Genomic DNA, 18,062 nt, shown 5'->3' with positions numbered 1-18,062 from the left:
CGCCTGAGAAATGGTTGCCGCAATGGAGCGTAGCTTTTAAAGCTAAAGGAGTATTAAAAAGGACTGGCGGTAGAATTTATCCGGGCAGAGGACCACCCGGATAGAGAGTCAATCAGTAGCGCGAAGGCACGCCTTCCGGACGGGTTTTAAAGCGGCGATGCAGCCACATATATTGCTCTGGCGCCATCATGATGCATTTTTCGACGATTTTGTTCATCCACGCGGCGGTGGTTTCTGCGTTTTCCAGAGGCGGATCGCATTCCGGCGGCAGCATAATGAGCTCATAGCCTTTGCCGTTTGGTTTACGTCGTGGGACAAACGGCACAATGCAGGCTTTGGACATTTTCGCCAGCATCCAGGTGCCGGAAGTGGTGGCGGCCTGGTCGACGGCGAACAGCGGCGCGAAGACGCTGGCGGTCGGGCCGTAGTCGTGATCCGGGGCGTACCAGACCACTTCGCCTTTTTTTAGCGCGCGGATCATGCCTTTGAGATCTTTACGGTCAATCATATCTTTGTTGGAACGCAGGCGGCCCCAGGTCTGCAGCCAGTCGATAACCGGGTTGTCATTTGGCCGATAAACCCCGATACCGGGCTCGTTCATGCCGAACATGCGCGCGCCCATTTCCAGCGTCAGGAAATGGATACCAATCAGCAGAATGCCGCGGTTTTGCGCCTGCACGTCACGGACATATTCAAAGCCAATGGTATCGGTCCAGCGCGCAATGCGGCGGGTAGGCCAGAACCATGCCATGCCGGTTTCCATCAGGCCCATGCCGACGGACTCAAAGTTTTGCACTACCAGTTGATGACGTTCTTGCTCGCTCTTCTCAGGAAAGCAGAGCTCAAGATTGCGATAAGCGATTTTTGCGCGGCGCTTCATAAAACGCATTGCCAGGCGACCGATGGCATTACCGAGACGGTAGATAATCGGATAAGGGAGCTGGACGACTAACCACAACAGGCCAATGCCCAGCCAAAGCAGCCAGTAGCGCGGATGGAGCAGCGCGGCGGAAAATTTCGGTAAATGGGTCATTTCATACCTGTCTGATTTAACAACGCGTTCTATTATCGCATTTTTTTCCGCTGTCGCCAAAAGCCGTCTCCTGCCGCAGATGATTGTTAATGACTGAAAATTGCGTGGATGAAATGTAGCGTAAAATGTAGGGATGTAAATTAACGGGGTTTGCTATATGATGCCCGCCGTTTATTTTACTCATTTCCTATGTCGAGCAGGTACACCATGCCAGTGTTACACAACCGCATTTCAAATGAGACGTTAAAGGCGCAGATGTTGGCTGAAACCGAGCCGCGCACGACGATCTCGTTCTATAAATATTTCACTATCGTTGACCCGAAAGCGACCCGTGATGCCCTGTGGCTGGCGCTGACTAAGCTGAATGTCTTTGGTCGCATCTATCTGGCGCATGAAGGTATTAATGCGCAGATCAGCGTGCCGGAAAGCAAGGTCGCGGCGCTGCGTGAATTTCTTGATGGCTTTGACCCGGCGCTGAAGGGGTTACGTCTGAATATCGCGCTGGATGATGACGGTAAATCCTTCTGGGTCCTGCGTCTCAAGGTCCGCGACCGTATTGTGGCCGACGGTATTGATGACCCGACCTTTAACCCCTCTGACGTTGGCGAGTACCTGAAAGCGGCGGAAGTGAACGCGATGCTGGACGATCCGGACGCGGTATTCATCGATATGCGCAACCATTATGAGTACGAAGTCGGTCACTTCGAGAACGCGATGGAAATTCCGGCGGATACCTTCCGCGATCAATTGCCGAAAGCGGTTGAGATGATGCAGGAGTATAAAGACAAGAAGATTGTCATGTACTGTACCGGCGGCATTCGCTGTGAGAAGGCCAGCGCCTGGATGAAACATAGCGGTTTCAATAAGGTGTGGCACATTGAAGGCGGGATTATCGAGTACGCGCGACGCGCCCGTGAACAGGGCTTGCCGGTACGCTTTATCGGTAAGAACTTTGTCTTTGACGAGAGAATGGGCGAGCGTATTTCTGATGATGTGATTGCCCACTGCCATCAATGCGGCGCACCGTGCGACAGCCACACCAATTGCCTGAATGACGGTTGCCATTTGCTTTTTATTCAGTGCCCGGCTTGTGCCGAGAAATTTGCCGGTTGCTGTAGCGAAGCCTGCATGGAAGAGCATAAACTGCCGGAAGAGGAGCAGCGCAAACTGCGGGCGGGACGAGAGAATGGCAATAAGATTTTTAATAAATCCCGCGGCCGTCTGAATACCAAATTAGGTATCCCGGATCCCGACCCGTCAGTAAAACCATAACCAGATGAGGTCGATTGCCGCTAGCAGCAGCCACAGCGCGAGATAAATCATAAAGTGCTCGCGCACGTTGTTGACTAACCAGTGATACAGGCGACGCATACACACTCTCTGATATGAAACGGCCTCGATTGAGGCCGTTTGGTTTTATGGCCGGCTATTATTGCGAAAAGCGCGCCAGCGAGAAGGGAGTCAGATCAAACTCCGTCGTTTCACCTTGCGCAAATTGCGTCGCAATTTCGCCTAGTACCGGGGCAAACTTGAAACCGTGACCGCTTAACCCGGTAATGAGTAATGTATTGTCGTGACCGGGAAGCGTATCGATGATGAAGTCTTCATCGACCGTATTATCGTAAGTGCAGGAGGCGCCGTGCAGGCAGCCGCCAATCCCGGGTAGCACGTTGCGCAGGAAGTTGAACGACTCCGAGCCATCGCTGGCCACCGCGCCAAACGGTTTCCGCTCTTCCGGTTCGGAAATCAGCTGGCCGCCGTTATGCTTGCCGATCTTCAATTCGTTGTCTTCTGCCGGGAAGCCATAATACTGATCGCCATTCGGCAGTTCGCCGGTGAAAGCAGGGAAGTTGTTTTTCGCGCTATAGCGACCATCGGCCTGGAACCAGGCGAAGACTTTACGTACCGGTTGAATAGGCAGTTCCGGCAATAATTTTGTTACCCAGGTTCCGGCGCTGATCAGCAGTTTTTTGCCGCTGTAGCTACCATCGGCGGTATCGATGGTCACGCCGTCGGTGTGATGGTGAATTGCGGTAACCGGGCAGTTGAACAGTTGGGCGCAGCCCGCTTCGCGCGCCAGGCGAATCCAGGTTTCTACCGCCAGCTCGCTGCGTAACACGCCGGAAGCCGGTTCAAAAATAGCCCGGTAATCTTGCGGAATACGAATCTCCGGCCAACGTTTCATGACCGCCTCAGCATCCAACTCTTCCACGTTAAGCTCAAACTGACGCGCGCTGTGGGCAACGTTATTGAGAAAATCGGAGCTCGCGGGGCCAAGGTTAATAACCCCAGTTTTTTCGAATACGGCCTCGCCGCTACTTTGCGCAAATTCGTCCCATAGCTGCTGGGCGCGTAGCACCAACGGCACGTATCTTTCGCCCTCGCCATAGGCGTGACGAATCAGCCGCGTACTGCCATGGTGGCTGCCTTCCTGGTGCGGCGGTTTGTGGGCATCGGTCATCAGGACATTCAGACCGGCGCGACGGGCGTAATAGCCAGCGGCAGCGCCAACGGAGCCACTACCGATAATGATGAGGTCGTATTGCATGGTGAGTTCCGGGTTATTGTTTTATTAGCAGGGTAATTAACATCAGCCGGATGTACAAGCGCGAAAAATAATTCAGGCACCCGCAGGTGCCTGTTCCGTGAATATTTAGACATCATCGGTGATACTAATGTCTGCGATACTCATTTTCCTGGTAATCGCCAGATTCTATCTTCGCTATTCCTGCTTCCAGAATAGAAATAAACTGACGTGCGACATCCGTCGTTAGCCATAGCGTCTGGCCAATTTCTGCTTCTTTATTGCTTTCTTGCGTGGGGTTTTGGTAGTGCAGGCGCAACATCAGCGCATCGTAGCTATCAACGGTGCTGATGTCCCATCCGACGAGGGGATGGGTCTGGATGACTTCATTATTCTTTTCCATCATAACCCCTTATTCATATGTTAAAAGACAACAATTCTCGAGGTTTAATGCTTGTTTTCTGAAGCACGTTAATTATATCAGCAGTTAAGTACAAACTCGAGAAAATAAATAATTAGAGACAAATTTTGCTCTGATTGGCGGTTTTTTGCGCGAGTTTCGTCCTGGGTCTCATTATTTTTTAAGGAATTTATCAGGATATTAAGGAAAGTCTTAGTTATAAGTGGAGATAAAAAAGCCGGGGCGACCCGGCAAAAAAAAGCACAATGAGGGAGCAAATTGATTTTGCGTAAGCAAACCCGGAGGCTTAGTCGTGGATAAACCAGTCGTCGGCGCTTTCCCAGGTTTCCTGCAGGATTTCGCTAATCCGGTCTTTGTCTTCTTTCAAACCACCGATGACCGACAAATTATTGCCGGCGGCATAACGTACCGTGACCTGGTTTTCACGTTCCGGGTAGTGTTGAGCGATACGTTTAGATAGTTCGTTATTCAGCGCTTCCAGCGCGCCGCTGGGTAAGGCTGTGGTTTTGGCAATTGACACTTCGATGCGCATAATGGCCCCCTGGGTAATATACTGTTTATTTATACAGTAACGCTTGCGCATTTACAACAGGGGGCAAAAAACTTTATTTTTTCATCGTCCAACGCACGGTTTCACCGGCCAGGAACGGCACCAACGTATCGCCTGGAAGGGCGATGCTTTCGGCAACGGTGCTTTCTTCGCGTACCAGTTCAACGTAGCTTTCATTCACCGGCAGGCCGTAGAAACGCGGGCCATTCAGCGAGCAGAAAGCCTCAAAATGCGCCAGCGCGTTCATCTCTTCAAAGACGGTGGCGTAGCTGCCGAGCGCGGTTGGGGCATTGAAACAGCCCGCACAGCCGCAGCTGGCCTCTTTACGGTGGCGCGCGTGCGGGGCGGAGTCGGTGCCGAGGAAGGCGCGGCTGAACCCGCTGGCGACCAGTTCACGCAGCGCCTGCTGGTGGACATTGCGCTTGAGGATCGGCAGGCAGTATAGATGCGGACGAATACCGCCAACCAGCATATGATTGCGGTTAAACATCAGATGCTGCGGCGTGATGGTGGCGGCCAGCAGTTCGTTGCCGTCGCGCACGTATTCAGCGGCATCTTTGGTGGTGATATGTTCGAAGACCACTTTTAACCCCGGCAGCCGTTTGCGCAGCGGTTCCATCACCGTCTCGATAAAGCGCGCTTCGCGATCGAAGATATCAATATCAGCGTGGGTAACTTCGCCGTGCACCAGTAGCGGCATGCCCAGTTTTTCCATCCGTTCCAGCACCGGCATAATGGCATCGGTGCTGGTCACGCCGTGACTGGAGTTGGTGGTGGCGTTTGCCGGGTAGAGTTTGGCTGCGGTAAATACGCCTTCATGGAATCCGCGTTCCAGTTCGTTCGGGTCGAGCGTGTCGGTCAGGTAGCAGGTCATCAGCGGAGTGAAATCATGCCCGGCGGGAATCGCATCGATGATGCGCTGGCGATAAGCAATGGCAGCAGCGACGGTCGTTACCGGCGGTACCAGATTCGGCATCACGATCGCCCGGCCGTAAAACTCACTGGTGTAAGGCACGACGGTTTTTAACATATCATCATCGCGAAGATGGATATGCCAGTCGTCAGGGCGGCGGATTTTCAATACCTGGGGTTGTGCTGTCATGGAAGGCTCCGGCTAATTGGTTCAGTCATCAGGGCTGTTTTTTGCCGGGCACTAAGGATAAGCGTAAACGTTTTCCTTTGCACTCATTTCCGTAAAAAATTAAGGGCACTATATTCAGCGCCCTTATCGTTTAGTCAGTGAAGGGGATGATTATCTCGCCCGGTTTCACTTCAATGCCTTTCGCGTATTTCTTCGCTAAGGCCTCGCCGGTGCTGGCATCTTCACGCAGAACGTAGGCCGGTTGCTGGTTGAAATAGCTGCGCAGCGACTGATTCAGATAGGGGATCAGCGTCTGTACCACGGAGGTGAGCTTTTCCGGCTTAACTTTCGCATCGACGACTTCCATTTCACGCAGATAAATCGCGCCTTGCTCTTTATTGAACACCGGCAGCGCTTTAAGCTTCAGGTCGATGGTCGCTTTCTGATTGCCAAACAGCGAATTCAGATCCAGATTAGCGGTTCCGCTCAGCGCCACTTTGTTAGGCTCTTCACGACCGATGGCGCTGGTCAGGTTTTGCAGTTCAATATGCGCATCCGCTACGCCAGGCAGGCCGATATCTTTGGCGAAGTGATTACGTTTCTGCAGCGCCTGGTTAATCTCCTGCTCGCTCACCGAGTATTGCGTAAGCTGGTTACATCCGCTCAGAAGGCCGCTGATAATCAGCGCGGCCGCGATCAACATCTTTTTCATTGGGTTCCTTAACGTCATGCCATGGCTAATCCTGACACAAAGCAGCATGGTCTGCTAGCCCCGCTTGTACTAGCGGAAAATGCTGAAAAAAAGGATTACCACTTTGGCCGCGCGTCAGATGCGCGGTTCCAGCATACCGGAAGCCGACCGTTTCTGGCTGAACTGCCACCACAATGCAATGAATGTCGCAAAGCCGATAATGCCCAACATCAACCACGGGAGTTCAGGCTGACTGAGCACTTTACCGGCATCAAACAGCCAGCCGCCGCCGGCGTACCCCAGCGCGCCGCCGAAGGCCAGGCCAAGGCGGCTAAAACCCATATAGCTGCCTCGGGCGCGGGCATCGGCTAGCGAAGCGCCCAACGTTTCGCGCGCAGGCTCGGCAATGATCGAGCCGATATAGAAAATACAGATTAAGGTAAACAGCTGCTGTAGCGTACTGGTTAAGCCAATCGGCAGCATCGCCGCCGTCATCACCAGTAAACCTGCCATCAGGCGATGCTCAAGACGAAAACGTTTTTCGCTCCAGCGGGCGATGGGGTACAGCAGGGTCAGGGAAATTGTCGCCTCAATGGCATACATCCATTTGACCGCCGCCGGAGAACCCGCAATATCGTTAACCATAATCGGCAGCATGAGCATCACCTGTACGGCCAGCATGTAGTAACCGGTCAGGGTCAGCACGTAAGTGACAAAGCGCTTATCGCGTAACACCAGCCCCAACCCTTCGCGGACCGGCGTTTTGACCGTCGAGAGTTTCCAGGCCGGTAGGTACCAGGCGTTAAACGCGGCGCAGGCAATAAAAAGCGCCGCCCCCGCGCTGCATACCAGACGGAAATCGTACTGTAATAGCCAGCTGCCTAGCAGGGCGCCGATTACCGCGCCGGCGCTATCCTGCATCATCAGGATAGAGAAGAAGCGACCGCGTTGATGCGGGCGCACCAGCTTGACCACCAGCGCCGCTCGCGGCGGGTCGAACAGTGTGCCGCCGAGACCGGACAAAATGCACGAGAGCCAGAGTACCCAGGGCTCATGGGCGACGGCCATCGCCGCGAAACCGCCGGCGCGCATCAGCATCCCGGTGACGATCATCGGTTTAGCGCCAAAACGATCGGCGATCGCCCCACCGAAGATGCCTAAACCTTGTTGCACCAGCTGACGCAGACCGAGGGCAATACCGACCATCAGCGCTGCCCAGCCCATCTGGTCGACAAAACGGATCGATATCAGGGGGAATACGACAAAAAAGCCGAGAACAACCAGCATGTTATCGACTAACAGGAAATATTTACCCAGGCTCCTTGCCTGCGATACGCGGGACATTTCCCCTCCAGGGAAAAAGAAAGATAAGCTTAGATATTCTGCGGGTGCGCCGGTTATTTTCCCAGCATACTGGCGACAATATTTTTTTATCAAAAAGCAAGATCGATTGAGGCTATTCATCGAAAAATGGAGATGGTGCAGAAAATGGTATGTTGCTGTTTTCACACCTTCACTCAGGGAAGGTATAGTGAAAGATATCAGTTTGGGGCAGGGAACAGGAGTGAGGAATGTTTGGCTATCGCAGTAACGTACCCAAGGTGCGTTTGACGACGGACCGGCTGGTGGTGCGGCTGGTTCACGATCGTGACGCCTGGCGTCTGGCCGATTACTACGCGGAAAACAAAGGGTTCCTGAAACCCTGGGAGCCGGTGCGCGATGAAAGCCACTGTTATCCCTCCGGCTGGCAGGCGCGATTGTCGATGATTACGGAGTTTCATAAACAAGGTTCGGCATTCTATTTCGCGCTGCTCGATCCTGATGAGAAAGAGATTATTGGGGTAGCGAACTTCTCCAACGTAGTGCGTGGTTCATTCCACGCCTGCTATCTCGGCTATTCCATTGGTGAAAAGTGGCAAGGGCAGGGGCTGATGTTTGAAGCGCTGACCGCGGCGATTCGCTATATGCAGCGTACGCAGCATATCCATCGCATCATGGCCAACTATATGCCGCACAATAAACGCAGCGGTGACTTGCTCGCCCGACTGGGTTTCGAGAAAGAGGGTTACGCTAAGGACTACCTCCTCATTGATGGGCAATGGCGAGATCACGTATTGACGGCATTAACGACCACTGACTGGACCCCGGGGCGCTAAGGAGACAACATGAAATATCAGCTAACCGCACATGAAGCGCGCATTATTGGTTGCCTGCTGGAGAAGCAAGTGACCACACCCGAACAATATCCGCTGTCGGTGAATGCGGTGGTCACCGCCTGTAACCAGAAAACCAACCGCGAGCCGGTGATGTCGCTGGCGGAAAGCGATGTTCAGGATTTGCTGGATGAACTGGTTAAACGCCACTATCTGCGTACGGTAAGCGGTTTTGGCAATCGAGTGACCAAATATGAACAGCGCTTCTGTAATTCCGAATTTGGCGACCTCAAGTTAACAGCGGCGGAAGTCGCCATCGTCACGACGCTGCTGCTGCGCGGCGCGCAAACGCCAGGCGAGCTGCGCAGCCGCGCGCAGCGGATGTATGAATTCCGCGATATGGCCGAGGTGGAAAGCACGCTCGACAATTTGGCCAGTCGCGAAGACGGCCCGTACGTCGCGCGCCTTCCGCGCGAACCGGGTAAACGCGAAAGCCGCTATATGCACCTGTTTTGTGATGACATGGATTCGCTCATTACCGTCGTGGAAGCCGTGTCGCCGCCGAATGACGATCTGCAGGCGCGCGTTGAGGCGCTGGAGGCGGAAGTGGCTGAGCTCAAAGTACGCCTTGATTCACTGCTGGCTCACTTAGGAGAGTAATTGTGACGGCAAAATTACGCGTTGGCGTGGTGGGGCTCGGCGGCATTGCGCAAAAGGCATGGCTGCCGGTGCTTGGCGCCGCCGATGGTTGGACGCTGCAGGCCGCCTGGTCGCCGGGGAAAGAGAAAGCGTTACGCATCTGTGAAACCTGGCGCCTACCTTATGCCGAGTCTCTGGATGCGCTGGCGGCGCAATGTGATGCGGTATTTGTCCATACCTCAACCGCTTCACATTATGAAGTGGTGCATCATCTGCTGAATGCAGGAGTTCATGTTTGCGTGGACAAGCCGCTGGCGGACAAGCTCAGCGAAGCCGAATCACTGGTTGAACTGGCGGCGCGTCGGCGTTTAACGTTAATGGTGGGTTTCAATCGCCGTTTTGCGCCGCTGTATCGTGAATTAAAAGCGCATCTCAACGATGCGGCGTCATTGCGCATGGATAAGCATCGTAGCGATAGCGTGGGTAAAGAGCTGCGTTTCACCCTGCTGGATGATTATCTGCATGTTGTCGATACCGCGCTGTGGCTGGCGGGAGATAAGGCGCGGGTGAATGGCGGGGTCCTGCAAACCACTTCTCAAGGGGAAATGCTTTACGCCGAGCATCACTTCAGCGCGGGGCAGCTGCAAATCACGACCAGCATGCATCGTCGCGCCGGAAGCCAGCGTGAGTGGGTACAGGCGGTGACCGATGGCGGGCTGTATGAGGTGAGCGATATGCGCGAATGGCGTGAAGAGCGGGGCAGCGGTATCCTGCAGCGCCCGGCGCCCGGCTGGCAAACGACGCTTGAGCAGCGTGGATTCGACGGCTGCGCGCGGCACTTCGTTGAATGCGTGCAAAATCAGACGGTTCCGGAAACCGCCGGTGAGCAGGCGCTCTTAGCCCAGCGGATCGTGGAAAAGCTCTGGCGTGAAGCGATGAGCGAATAACTGGTTGTAACAACTGACAGTAGTAATTCATTGCGAACCCGGTAGACTATCGCCACTTTCCAGCGCCCGCTTTTGCGGGCGTTTTACTCCATGGGTTGTGGAATAAGACAGTAATGAATCTATTAAAATCATTAGCGGCAGTCAGCTCGATGACCATGTTCTCGCGCGTACTGGGGTTCGCCCGCGATGCTATCGTCGCGCGTATTTTTGGCGCCGGGATGGCGACCGACGCCTTTTTTGTGGCCTTCAAACTGCCAAACCTTTTGCGGCGTATTTTTGCCGAAGGCGCCTTTTCTCAGGCCTTTGTGCCGATCCTCGCTGAATATAAAAGCAAACAGGGCGAAGACGCGACGCGGGTGTTCGTCTCCTATGTTTCCGGGCTATTGACCCTGGTTCTGGCGCTGGTCACGGTGGCGGGGATGCTGGCTGCGCCGTGGGTGATTACCGTTACCGCACCGGGCTTTGCCGATACGCCGGATAAGTTTGCCTTAACCACCCAGCTGCTGCGTATCACCTTCCCCTATATATTATTGATCTCGCTGGCATCGCTGGTGGGGGCGATCCTTAACACCTGGAACCGCTTCTCGGTTCCCGCCTTTGCGCCGACCTTCCTCAACGTCAGCATGATTGGTTTTGCCCTGTTTGCCGCGCCTTATTTTCATCCGCCAATGCTGGCGATGGCCTGGGCGGTTACGGTTGGCGGTATCCTGCAACTGGCGTATCAACTGCCGCATCTGAAAAAAATCGGTATGCTGGTACTGCCGCGGGTTAATCTGAAAGATGCCGGGGCGATTCGCGTGGTTAAGCAGATGGGGCCGGCGATCCTCGGCGTCTCCGTCAGCCAGATTTCGCTTATTATCAATACCATTTTCGCCTCCTTCCTGGTCTCAGGTTCGGTCTCCTGGATGTATTATGCCGACCGTCTGATGGAGTTCCCCTCCGGCGTGTTGGGCGTGGCGCTGGGGACTATCCTGTTGCCATCGCTATCAAAAAGTTTCGCCAGCGGCAACCATGATGAATATTGCCGACTGATGGATTGGGGGCTGCGCCTGTGTTTCCTGCTGGCCTTGCCGAGCGCGGTAGCCTTAGGCATTCTCGCTAAGCCGCTGACGGTATCGCTATTCCAGTATGGTAAGTTCAATGCTTTCGATGCGGCGATGACTCAACGCGCGCTGGTGGCTTATTCGGTTGGGCTGATGGGGCTTATCGTGGTGAAGGTGCTGGCGCCGGGCTTTTACTCGCGCCAGGATATCAAGACGCCGGTTAAAATCGCCATTGTTACTCTGATAATGACCCAGGTGATGAACCTGGCGTTTATTGGTCCGTTGAAGCATGCCGGCTTGTCACTGTCTATTGGTCTGGCCGCTTGTCTGAACGCCGCGCTGCTTTACTGGCAACTGCGTAAGCAGAAAATCTTCACCCCGCAGCCGGGCTGGTTCGTCTTCCTGCTGCGTCTGGTCATCGCGGTGCTGGTCATGGCGGCAGCGCTCGTCGGCGTGATGTATCTGATGCCGGAGTGGTCGCAGGGGACGATGCCGTTCCGCCTGATGCGCCTGATGGTAGTGGTGGTGGCCGGCGTAGTCGCCTATTTCGCAACCTTGCTGCTGCTCGGTTTCCGCCTGAAAGAGTTTGCCCGCCGCACGATTTAAATTCATCGCTACGTCGGGCCTGATTAACCCGTTCCGCTATGCGGAGCGGGTTTTTTTATCTCACGGCGCGGTCAGCGGCCTGTAGACGGGCATTTTCCAGCAGGCGGATAATCAGAGCAATCGCGCCGCTGCTCACCGCCAGAATCACCACGCCATTCCAGCCAGCCAGTACGTACAGTTTACTTCCCAGCACCGAACCCAGGGCCATACCGATGAAGACCACGGTAAACAGCAAGGCGTTAAGCCTGCCGCGGGCTTGGGGCTCCAGGCTGTAAACCAGATTTTGATGCGCCACCAGGCTTGATTGCAGACCAAGGTCAAAACCAATAGCCGATAACGCAATCAGCGCCAGTTGGCCATGTACCGGCAGGGCGGGCAGCAGCAACATCAGGGCAAAGGAGACGGTGACGAATGCCGCGCCGAGCTGGGTGACTCTCCCCGCGCCAACTTTATCCGCCAGACCGCCTGCCAGCGGTGCCGCCAGGGCGCCTGCCGCGCCCGCGATACCGAAGCCTCCGGCGACCGCGCTACCCATCTGGTAATGTTCGGCGAGCATCACCGCCAGCGTCGACCAGAATGCGCTAAAGGCGATAGATAAAAAGCCCTGGGCGAATGCCGCGCGGCGCAGCGCGGGATAGCGCTGCCACAGATGGGCCATCGACTTCATCAACTGCGGATAGCTGAGGGTAGAGTGGATCTCAAAACGCGGCAGAACACGCCACATTAACAGGCCGATGAAAGCGATACTGACTGCCGCAGCCTGGTACATGACCCGCCAGCCAAATAGCGCGCCGACCAGCCCGCTGACGGTACGCGAAAGTAGGATCCCCAGTAGCAGGCCGGTCATCACCGTACCGACCATTTTCCCCTGTTTGCCCGCCGGCGCCAGAATGGCCGCTGCCGGGACAATATCCTGCGCCATGGTCGCCGCCATGCCGATCAGCAGGCTGACGACCAGCAGCGAGGTCAGTTGTCCGGTCAGGCTGCAGAGTAGCAACAGCGCCGCCAGTACGGCGCTTTTCAGCAGGATAAGCGTTCGGCGATCGTGGCGATCGCCGAGCGGCAGCAGAAATAATATTCCCAATGCATAGCCTGCCTGGGTCAACGTGGGCACCAGCCCCATTCCTTCAATGCTGAGATGCAGGTTGGCGCCGATTAATGGCAGCAGCGGCTGGGCGTAGTAGATGGATGCGACGCTAAAGCCTGCGCCGAGCGCGAGAATAAATATAATCCAGCCGGCCTGGCGGGTGGATAAAGGAAGCGGTGTCATAGTAATGCCCTCGTAAATGCGTTGGCGCTATTGTTCCCCGAAGCAGACTGGCGCGGAAGATAGGGTAGTGGTAAAACGGTTATACGTAGCACGTATAGGCAAAATATAAATGAAGAAACAAGAGCGTATAGATCGGATTGAGCTGATGCGGACGTTTATTCGCATCGTCGAAGCGGGTTCGCTCTCGGCGGCGGCTCTGCAGATGAGTACGACTCAGGCGACCGTTAGCCGACGCTTGCAGTCGCTGGAGACGTTACTCGGCGCAAGGCTTATTCTGCGCACGACCCATGCGATGAAACTAACCGATGACGGCGAGCGCTGCTATCAACATGCGCGGCGGCTGGTGGACAGCTGGCTGGCGCTGGAAGATGATCTACGCATCGAGGAAGACCGTCCGGTTGGCGTGCTGCGGGTGCGGGCGCCGCACGCTTTTGGCCAACAGCAGCTGCTGGGCCCGCTGGTTAGCTTTCTGCAGCGTTATCCTGAGCTTTCCGTTGAGTGGATGCTGAATGATAAAACCGTCGATTTTCTTAGCGATAATATTGATTGCGCGATCCGCGTTGGTGCAGAAGTGGATCCGTCAACCGTCTCGGTACTGTTGGCTGTAGTTCCCCGCAGCCTGGTGGTTGCGCCTGAGCTATTGGCGCGCCATCCGGAACTCGGCGAACCGCAGGCGCTCTCCGCGCTGCCATGGGTCGCTATCAGCACCTTTTACCAGCATGAAGTCACGCTACAGCATCAGGTGGGCGGGCAGTTGATGAGTTTCCCGATCGTCCCTTGTCTGAGTACCGATAGCGTCTACGTTGCGCGTAATACCGCTCTGGCGGGGTTGGGAGCGGCAATTGTTTCCAGCTGGGCGGTGGAGGAGGATATTGCGGCAGGCAGGCTGATTGAGCCGTTTGCGCAGTGGCGGGCTTCGCCGCTGCCGGTGCATCTGGTATATCCCTGGGCGCGCTATTACCCAACGCGGCTGCGCAAGTTTCTCGATTTGATGCGCGAAGTGATGCCGCAGGTGGCGGGGATGCAGCGCCCGGACGAGAACAAATAAAAAACCGGCCAGTTGGCCGGTTTTTTAGTCGTGCACCGTTACTCTACAGGTTGCGGGCGAGTCGCTTCCGCCGTGGCCTGATGAGTAGCGCTATGGCCGCCTGCGGACCCTTTACCCTCAAAGGCAAACGGTGGGCGAACCCAATCGCTTTGGCGCGGCGCTTCCGGCACGTATTCCGGCGCCGGGGCGCGGGTCATCGGCGCGGTCGCGTGGCGAGTTGCGGTGGTTGCCGGTTGCGCTTTTACCACTGGCGCGGCGCTGACGACCGGCGTCGGTTCAACAACCGGCGCGGCTTCTTCAGCTGCGGCAACGGTCGTTTCTTCGACAACAGCGGTTTCTTCGACAACAGCGGTTTCTTCTGCGGCAATTGTTGGCTGCGCAGCGTCGGTTTCTTCAGTCACCGGAGCTGGCGTGGTCTCAGTTTCTTCGACAACGGCCTCTGCTGGCGCACTGACCTCTGCCTGCGGCGCAACGGTTTCTGCTACAACTGCAGTCTCTTCAACCACTGCCGTTTCTTCGGCAACCGGGGCTTCAACTACGCTTGCTTCTGTGGTCGGTTCGCTGGTCACTGTCGGTGCGACAGTTTCAGCTGCGACAGTTTCAGCTGCGACAGTTTCAGCTGCGACGGTTTCCGCAACGACAACCGGAGCGATAGTCTCCGCGACGACTGGCGTGATGATAGGCTCAACGCTGCTGGTTTCCTGCACCGGTAACTCTTCCTGCAGCTGATCCTGCACGCGAGCAATCGGATAACGGATCCACGCTTTACCTGACGCCAGCTCAGGCGACGCGCAGGCGATAGCCAGCGGCATCGGCGACTGGGTCGGATAACGCTCATCGCGGTAGCGACGGCGACGTTGGCCGCTTACGCGCAGGTGGCGCGGAGAGCGACGTGAACGACGCGGCATACCGTTAGATTCACGAGCGTCGCCGTTTTCATCCTGCTCAGCGGCAGTTTCAACGACGGCCGGCAGATCGACTTTTGCCAGTTCGGTACGCGGCGTAGTGGATTCCGCCTGCTGCTCGGCAACGGCTTCGACAACCTGCTCGGTTTCTGCGGATTCAAAGCGGACTTTCTGCGCCAGCTGACGCGGTTTACGACGCGGCATGCTCTGAACGCGTTCTTCCTGCTCGGTCTCCTGCTGAACTACCGGTTCTTCGCGGGACTGAGATTTTGCTTCCTGCTGTGCCTGGCGCTTGTCATCATTCCGACGACGGTTGCGTTCACGGCGCGGTTGCTGCTGCTCATCGCGAGATTTACTGTTATCAGCCTCATTGCCAGCGGTTTGACGTGATTCGCGCTGTTCAGCGTTCTGCGGCTGTTTCTCACGGCGATTACGGCGGTTTTCCTCACGAGATTCGCGACCTTCCGCGTTTTCTCCGCGATTATCGCGATTGTCACGGTTATCGCGATTATCGCGGTTATCACGACGTTCATTACGATCGCGGCGATTATTAGAACGCGGTTTACGACGCTCTTGCTGACGTTCCGGTTTCTCTTCTGTTTTTTGCTCAGCCTTGACTTCCGCCGGTTTGACTTCTTCTGCGCCAGCAAAAATGTTTTTCAAAGCGCCAAAGAAACGGGACAGCAGGCCAGGCTGGGCAGGCGTTGCTACTTTTGCGGCTGGAGCGGCGGCGGCTTTCGCTGCGACCGGTGCGGCTGCGGTTTCTTCCTGTACCGGTACTGGCGGCGCATCCGGCATCACGAAAGCGGCAAGAGCTGGCTCTTCACGGCGCTTGCGTTCAGCTGGTTCATCGTCGGACGGCATCGCCATCTCTTCTTCGTGCAGTTTCGGCAGCAAATAGCTCAGGGTTGAGGTCTCTTCGCCTTTACGCACGCGCAGCACGGAGTAGTGCGGGGTTTGCATCTCATCGTTCGGGACGATGATGACGCGAATGTCGCTCTGACGGGTTTCAATCGCGCTGACTGCGGCACGTTTTTCGTTAAGCAGATAGGAAGCGATAGGTACCGGAACGATCGCATGGACTTCTTTGGTGTTCTCTTTCAGCGCTTCTTCTTCAATCAGACGCAGGATAGAGAGCGACAGCGATTCGTTGTCACGCACGGTACCGGTGCCGCTACAGCGTGGGCACACGTGGTGGCTGGACTCGCCCAGCGACGGGCTCAGACGCTGGCGGGACATCTCCAGCAGGCCGAAGCGCGAGATGTGGCTGATCTGGATACGCGCGCGGTCCTGACGAACGGCCTCACGCAGGCGGTTTTCAACCGCACGCTGGTGGCGCACCGGAGTCATATCGATGAAGTCGATAACGATCAGGCCGCCAAGGTCGCGCAGACGCAGCTGGCGCGCAATTTCGTCAGCCGCTTCGAGGTTAGTATTGAACGCCGTTTCTTCGATATCGCCGCCGCGGGTCGCGCGAGCGGAGTTGATGTCGATAGCGGTCAGCGCTTCGGTGCTATCGATAACGATAGAGCCGCCGGAAGGCAGGCGAACTTCACGCTGGAACGCGGATTCAATCTGGGATTCGATCTGGTAATGGCTGAACAGCGGGATTTCACCGGTGTACAGTTTGATTTTGCTGCTGAAATCCGGACGACCGAGGGCGGCGATATGCTGGCGCGCCAGCTCAAGCACTTTCGGGTTATCGATCAGGATTTCGCCGATGTCCTGGCGCAGATAGTCGCGGAAGGCACGTACGATAACGTTACTTTCCTGGTGGATCAGGAACGGAGCAGGGCGACTCTCAGCGGCTTTCTGAATCGCTTCCCAGTGCTTCAGGCGGAAGCTCAGATCCCACTGCAGCGCTTCAGCGGATTTGCCGACGCCCGCGGTACGTACGATAAGACCCATGCCGTCCGGCAACTGAAGGCTCGCCAGCGCTTCTTTCAGCTCGGTACGATCGTCACCTTCGATACGGCGCGAAATACCGCCGGCGCGAGGGTTATTCGGCATCAGTACCAGGTAGCTGCCGGCCAGGCTGATGAAGGTCGTCAGCGCAGCGCCTTTATTACCACGCTCTTCTTTATCAATCTGAACAATGACTTCCTGACCTTCACGCAGAACATCCTTAATGTTAGGACGACCATGAGAGCTGTAATTGGCAGGGAAGTATTCGCGGGCAATTTCTTTGAGGGGGAGGAAACCATGACGCTCAGCGCCGTAATCGACAAACGCGGCTTCAAGGCTAGGTTCAATACGAGTGATTTTGCCTTTGTAGATGTTCGCTTTTTTCTGCTCGTGCCCGGGGCTTTCGATATCCAGGTCGTACAGGCGCTGCCCATCAACAAGAGCGACGCGCAACTCTTCCTGCTGAGTTGCGTTGATTAACATTCTTTTCATCGTAACTTACTCATTATTCTTACATTGACGACTAAGCTACGGGCAGAGTAACGCCTTACCGGGTGAAAACCGATGGCCTCGAGTCTGGTTCACGTCGCCAACCTCACGGTTGTCGCGCGCTTAAGAGGCGCAGAGTGTCGGTCGCCTGTGTTTCAAACGGAAACACAGCGCAATTATTCAGGGGAACAGCCTGGGATGTATCACCAGAGAATATTCCATTTATACACTTCATCCTTTAAGTGATTTCGCGTTGGCCGCGCTTGTTCACTTCAATCGATTGCGTGTACAACCGACTGAAGATTCTCTCTTTTGCAGCCTTGACGCACCTCAAACGATGTTGCGTATATTCTCATCGTCTCTCACGTCGCAGGGGTAATGGCTTAACCTGTTCACCTCAATCGGAGGATTCAGATGAACTCCCGGTAGTCCCGGAGTCGTCGCCGTCCTGCCACGCAAAAATCTTATAGAGCCTGTGCCGGTAAGGACTGCAACCCGCAGCCCGCTAACTGTCTGAAAGATCAATACGTCTTACGCCATTGCTGCGTGGATGATCGGTCAGACAAAATTGGTCATTCCGCTAATTTCTTGTTCTAACAAGTGTCAACACGGAAAACGGCTTCATTATTCCATTGCTAACCTTGTTATAGCAAGTTCACTTTTACCTTTTATCACCGGGTTACTCACAGTTTTTTCACCAGCGTCTACAGATTGTTCTAATAACAAACAAAACGCCGATGAAGCATGCGATGAAATC

General features: G+C 55.4%; 16 protein-coding genes. 6 read left to right on the top strand and 10 right to left on the bottom strand.

Features of this window, described 5'->3' with window-relative positions:
• Window positions 1–112: 112 nt before the first annotated feature.
• Window positions 113–1,033: a Kdo(2)-lipid IV(A) acyltransferase gene (locus tag AC22LX_RS05000; RefSeq protein ID WP_047046907.1), complete on the bottom strand. Its 921-nt coding sequence runs from the start codon at window positions 1,031–1,033 to the stop codon at window positions 113–115.
• Window positions 1,034–1,240: 207 nt separating this feature from the next.
• Here AC22LX_RS05000 and trhO point away from each other — a divergent pair, with 207 nt between their 5' ends.
• Window positions 1,241–2,305, top strand: a complete 1,065-nt coding sequence (gene trhO, locus AC22LX_RS04995) for an oxygen-dependent tRNA uridine(34) hydroxylase TrhO (protein ID WP_049061350.1) — start codon at window positions 1,241–1,243, stop codon at window positions 2,303–2,305.
• On the opposite strand, the gene AC22LX_RS04990 is transcribed toward trhO, so the two are convergent.
• From AC22LX_RS04990 to mdtH, 7 genes are all read right to left on the bottom strand, one after another.
• A complete protein-coding gene (locus AC22LX_RS04990; RefSeq protein WP_064571551.1) occupies window positions 2,291–2,404 on the bottom strand; it encodes a DUF2770 family protein in 114 nt (37 codons plus the stop codon). The genes trhO and AC22LX_RS04990 overlap by 15 nt on opposite strands.
• 58 nt (window positions 2,405–2,462) lie before the next feature.
• Window positions 2,463–3,581 carry an N-methyl-L-tryptophan oxidase gene (gene solA / locus AC22LX_RS04985; RefSeq protein ID WP_213292633.1) on the bottom strand — a complete coding sequence of 373 codons (1,119 nt, stop codon included), beginning with the start codon at window positions 3,579–3,581 and terminating at the stop codon, window positions 2,463–2,465.
• 124 nt (window positions 3,582–3,705) lie between these two features.
• Entirely contained in the window at window positions 3,706–3,960 is a 255-nt protein-coding gene (bssS, locus tag AC22LX_RS04980; RefSeq protein ID WP_045393644.1) for a biofilm formation regulator BssS, read from the bottom strand.
• A 304-nt stretch (window positions 3,961–4,264) separates the two neighbouring features.
• Window positions 4,265–4,510 (bottom strand): DNA damage-inducible protein I, encoded by a 246-nt coding sequence (dinI, locus tag AC22LX_RS04975; protein ID WP_045393647.1) that lies wholly within the window; start codon window positions 4,508–4,510, stop codon window positions 4,265–4,267.
• 73 nt (window positions 4,511–4,583) lie between these two features.
• Window positions 4,584–5,630, bottom strand: a complete 1,047-nt coding sequence (pyrC, locus tag AC22LX_RS04970; protein WP_213797665.1) for a dihydroorotase — start codon at window positions 5,628–5,630, stop codon at window positions 4,584–4,586.
• A 130-nt stretch (window positions 5,631–5,760) separates the two neighbouring features.
• Window positions 5,761–6,321 carry a lipoprotein gene (locus tag AC22LX_RS04965; protein ID WP_487333778.1) on the bottom strand — a complete coding sequence of 187 codons (561 nt, stop codon included), beginning with the start codon at window positions 6,319–6,321 and terminating at the stop codon, window positions 5,761–5,763.
• A 114-nt stretch (window positions 6,322–6,435) separates the two neighbouring features.
• Window positions 6,436–7,644 carry a multidrug efflux MFS transporter MdtH gene (gene mdtH / locus AC22LX_RS04960; protein ID WP_045393652.1) on the bottom strand — a complete coding sequence of 403 codons (1,209 nt, stop codon included), beginning with the start codon at window positions 7,642–7,644 and terminating at the stop codon, window positions 6,436–6,438.
• 227 nt (window positions 7,645–7,871) lie between these two features.
• On the opposite strand from mdtH, the gene rimJ reads away from it, so the two are divergent.
• From rimJ to murJ, 4 genes are all read left to right on the top strand, one after another.
• Window positions 7,872–8,456 (top strand): ribosomal protein S5-alanine N-acetyltransferase, encoded by a 585-nt coding sequence (rimJ, locus tag AC22LX_RS04955; RefSeq protein ID WP_045393654.1) that lies wholly within the window; start codon window positions 7,872–7,874, stop codon window positions 8,454–8,456.
• A gap of 9 nt (window positions 8,457–8,465) precedes the next feature.
• On the top strand, window positions 8,466–9,113 hold the full coding sequence (locus AC22LX_RS04950; RefSeq protein WP_045393656.1) for a YceH family protein: 648 nt from the start codon (window positions 8,466–8,468) through the stop codon (window positions 9,111–9,113).
• Window positions 9,114–9,115: 2 nt separating this feature from the next.
• The gene (locus AC22LX_RS04945; RefSeq protein ID WP_045393658.1) at window positions 9,116–10,039 is read left to right on the top strand and encodes a Gfo/Idh/MocA family protein; all 924 of its coding nucleotides are present in this window, start codon (window positions 9,116–9,118) and stop codon (window positions 10,037–10,039) included.
• Between the two features lie 113 nt (window positions 10,040–10,152).
• A complete protein-coding gene (gene murJ / locus AC22LX_RS04940; protein WP_015367200.1) occupies window positions 10,153–11,688 on the top strand; it encodes a murein biosynthesis integral membrane protein MurJ in 1,536 nt (511 codons plus the stop codon).
• 55 nt (window positions 11,689–11,743) lie between these two features.
• On the opposite strand, the gene AC22LX_RS04935 is transcribed toward murJ, so the two are convergent.
• A complete protein-coding gene (locus tag AC22LX_RS04935) occupies window positions 11,744–12,958 on the bottom strand; it encodes an MFS transporter (protein WP_487333777.1) in 1,215 nt (404 codons plus the stop codon).
• A gap of 109 nt (window positions 12,959–13,067) precedes the next feature.
• Between AC22LX_RS04935 and AC22LX_RS04930 the strand changes: the two genes are divergently transcribed.
• Entirely contained in the window at window positions 13,068–14,006 is a 939-nt protein-coding gene (locus AC22LX_RS04930) for a LysR family transcriptional regulator (RefSeq protein WP_045393662.1), read from the top strand.
• 38 nt (window positions 14,007–14,044) lie between these two features.
• Here AC22LX_RS04930 and rne read toward each other — a convergent pair whose 3' ends face one another.
• Window positions 14,045–17,308 (bottom strand): ribonuclease E, encoded by a 3,264-nt coding sequence (gene rne, locus AC22LX_RS04925; protein WP_487333776.1) that lies wholly within the window; start codon window positions 17,306–17,308, stop codon window positions 14,045–14,047.
• Window positions 17,309–18,062 lie beyond the last annotated feature (754 nt).

Source organism: Klebsiella sp. PK01, from assembly GCF_057624675.1.
The sequence above is the reverse complement of the archived record's forward strand: the minus strand, read 5'-3'. Positions and strand labels throughout refer to the sequence as shown.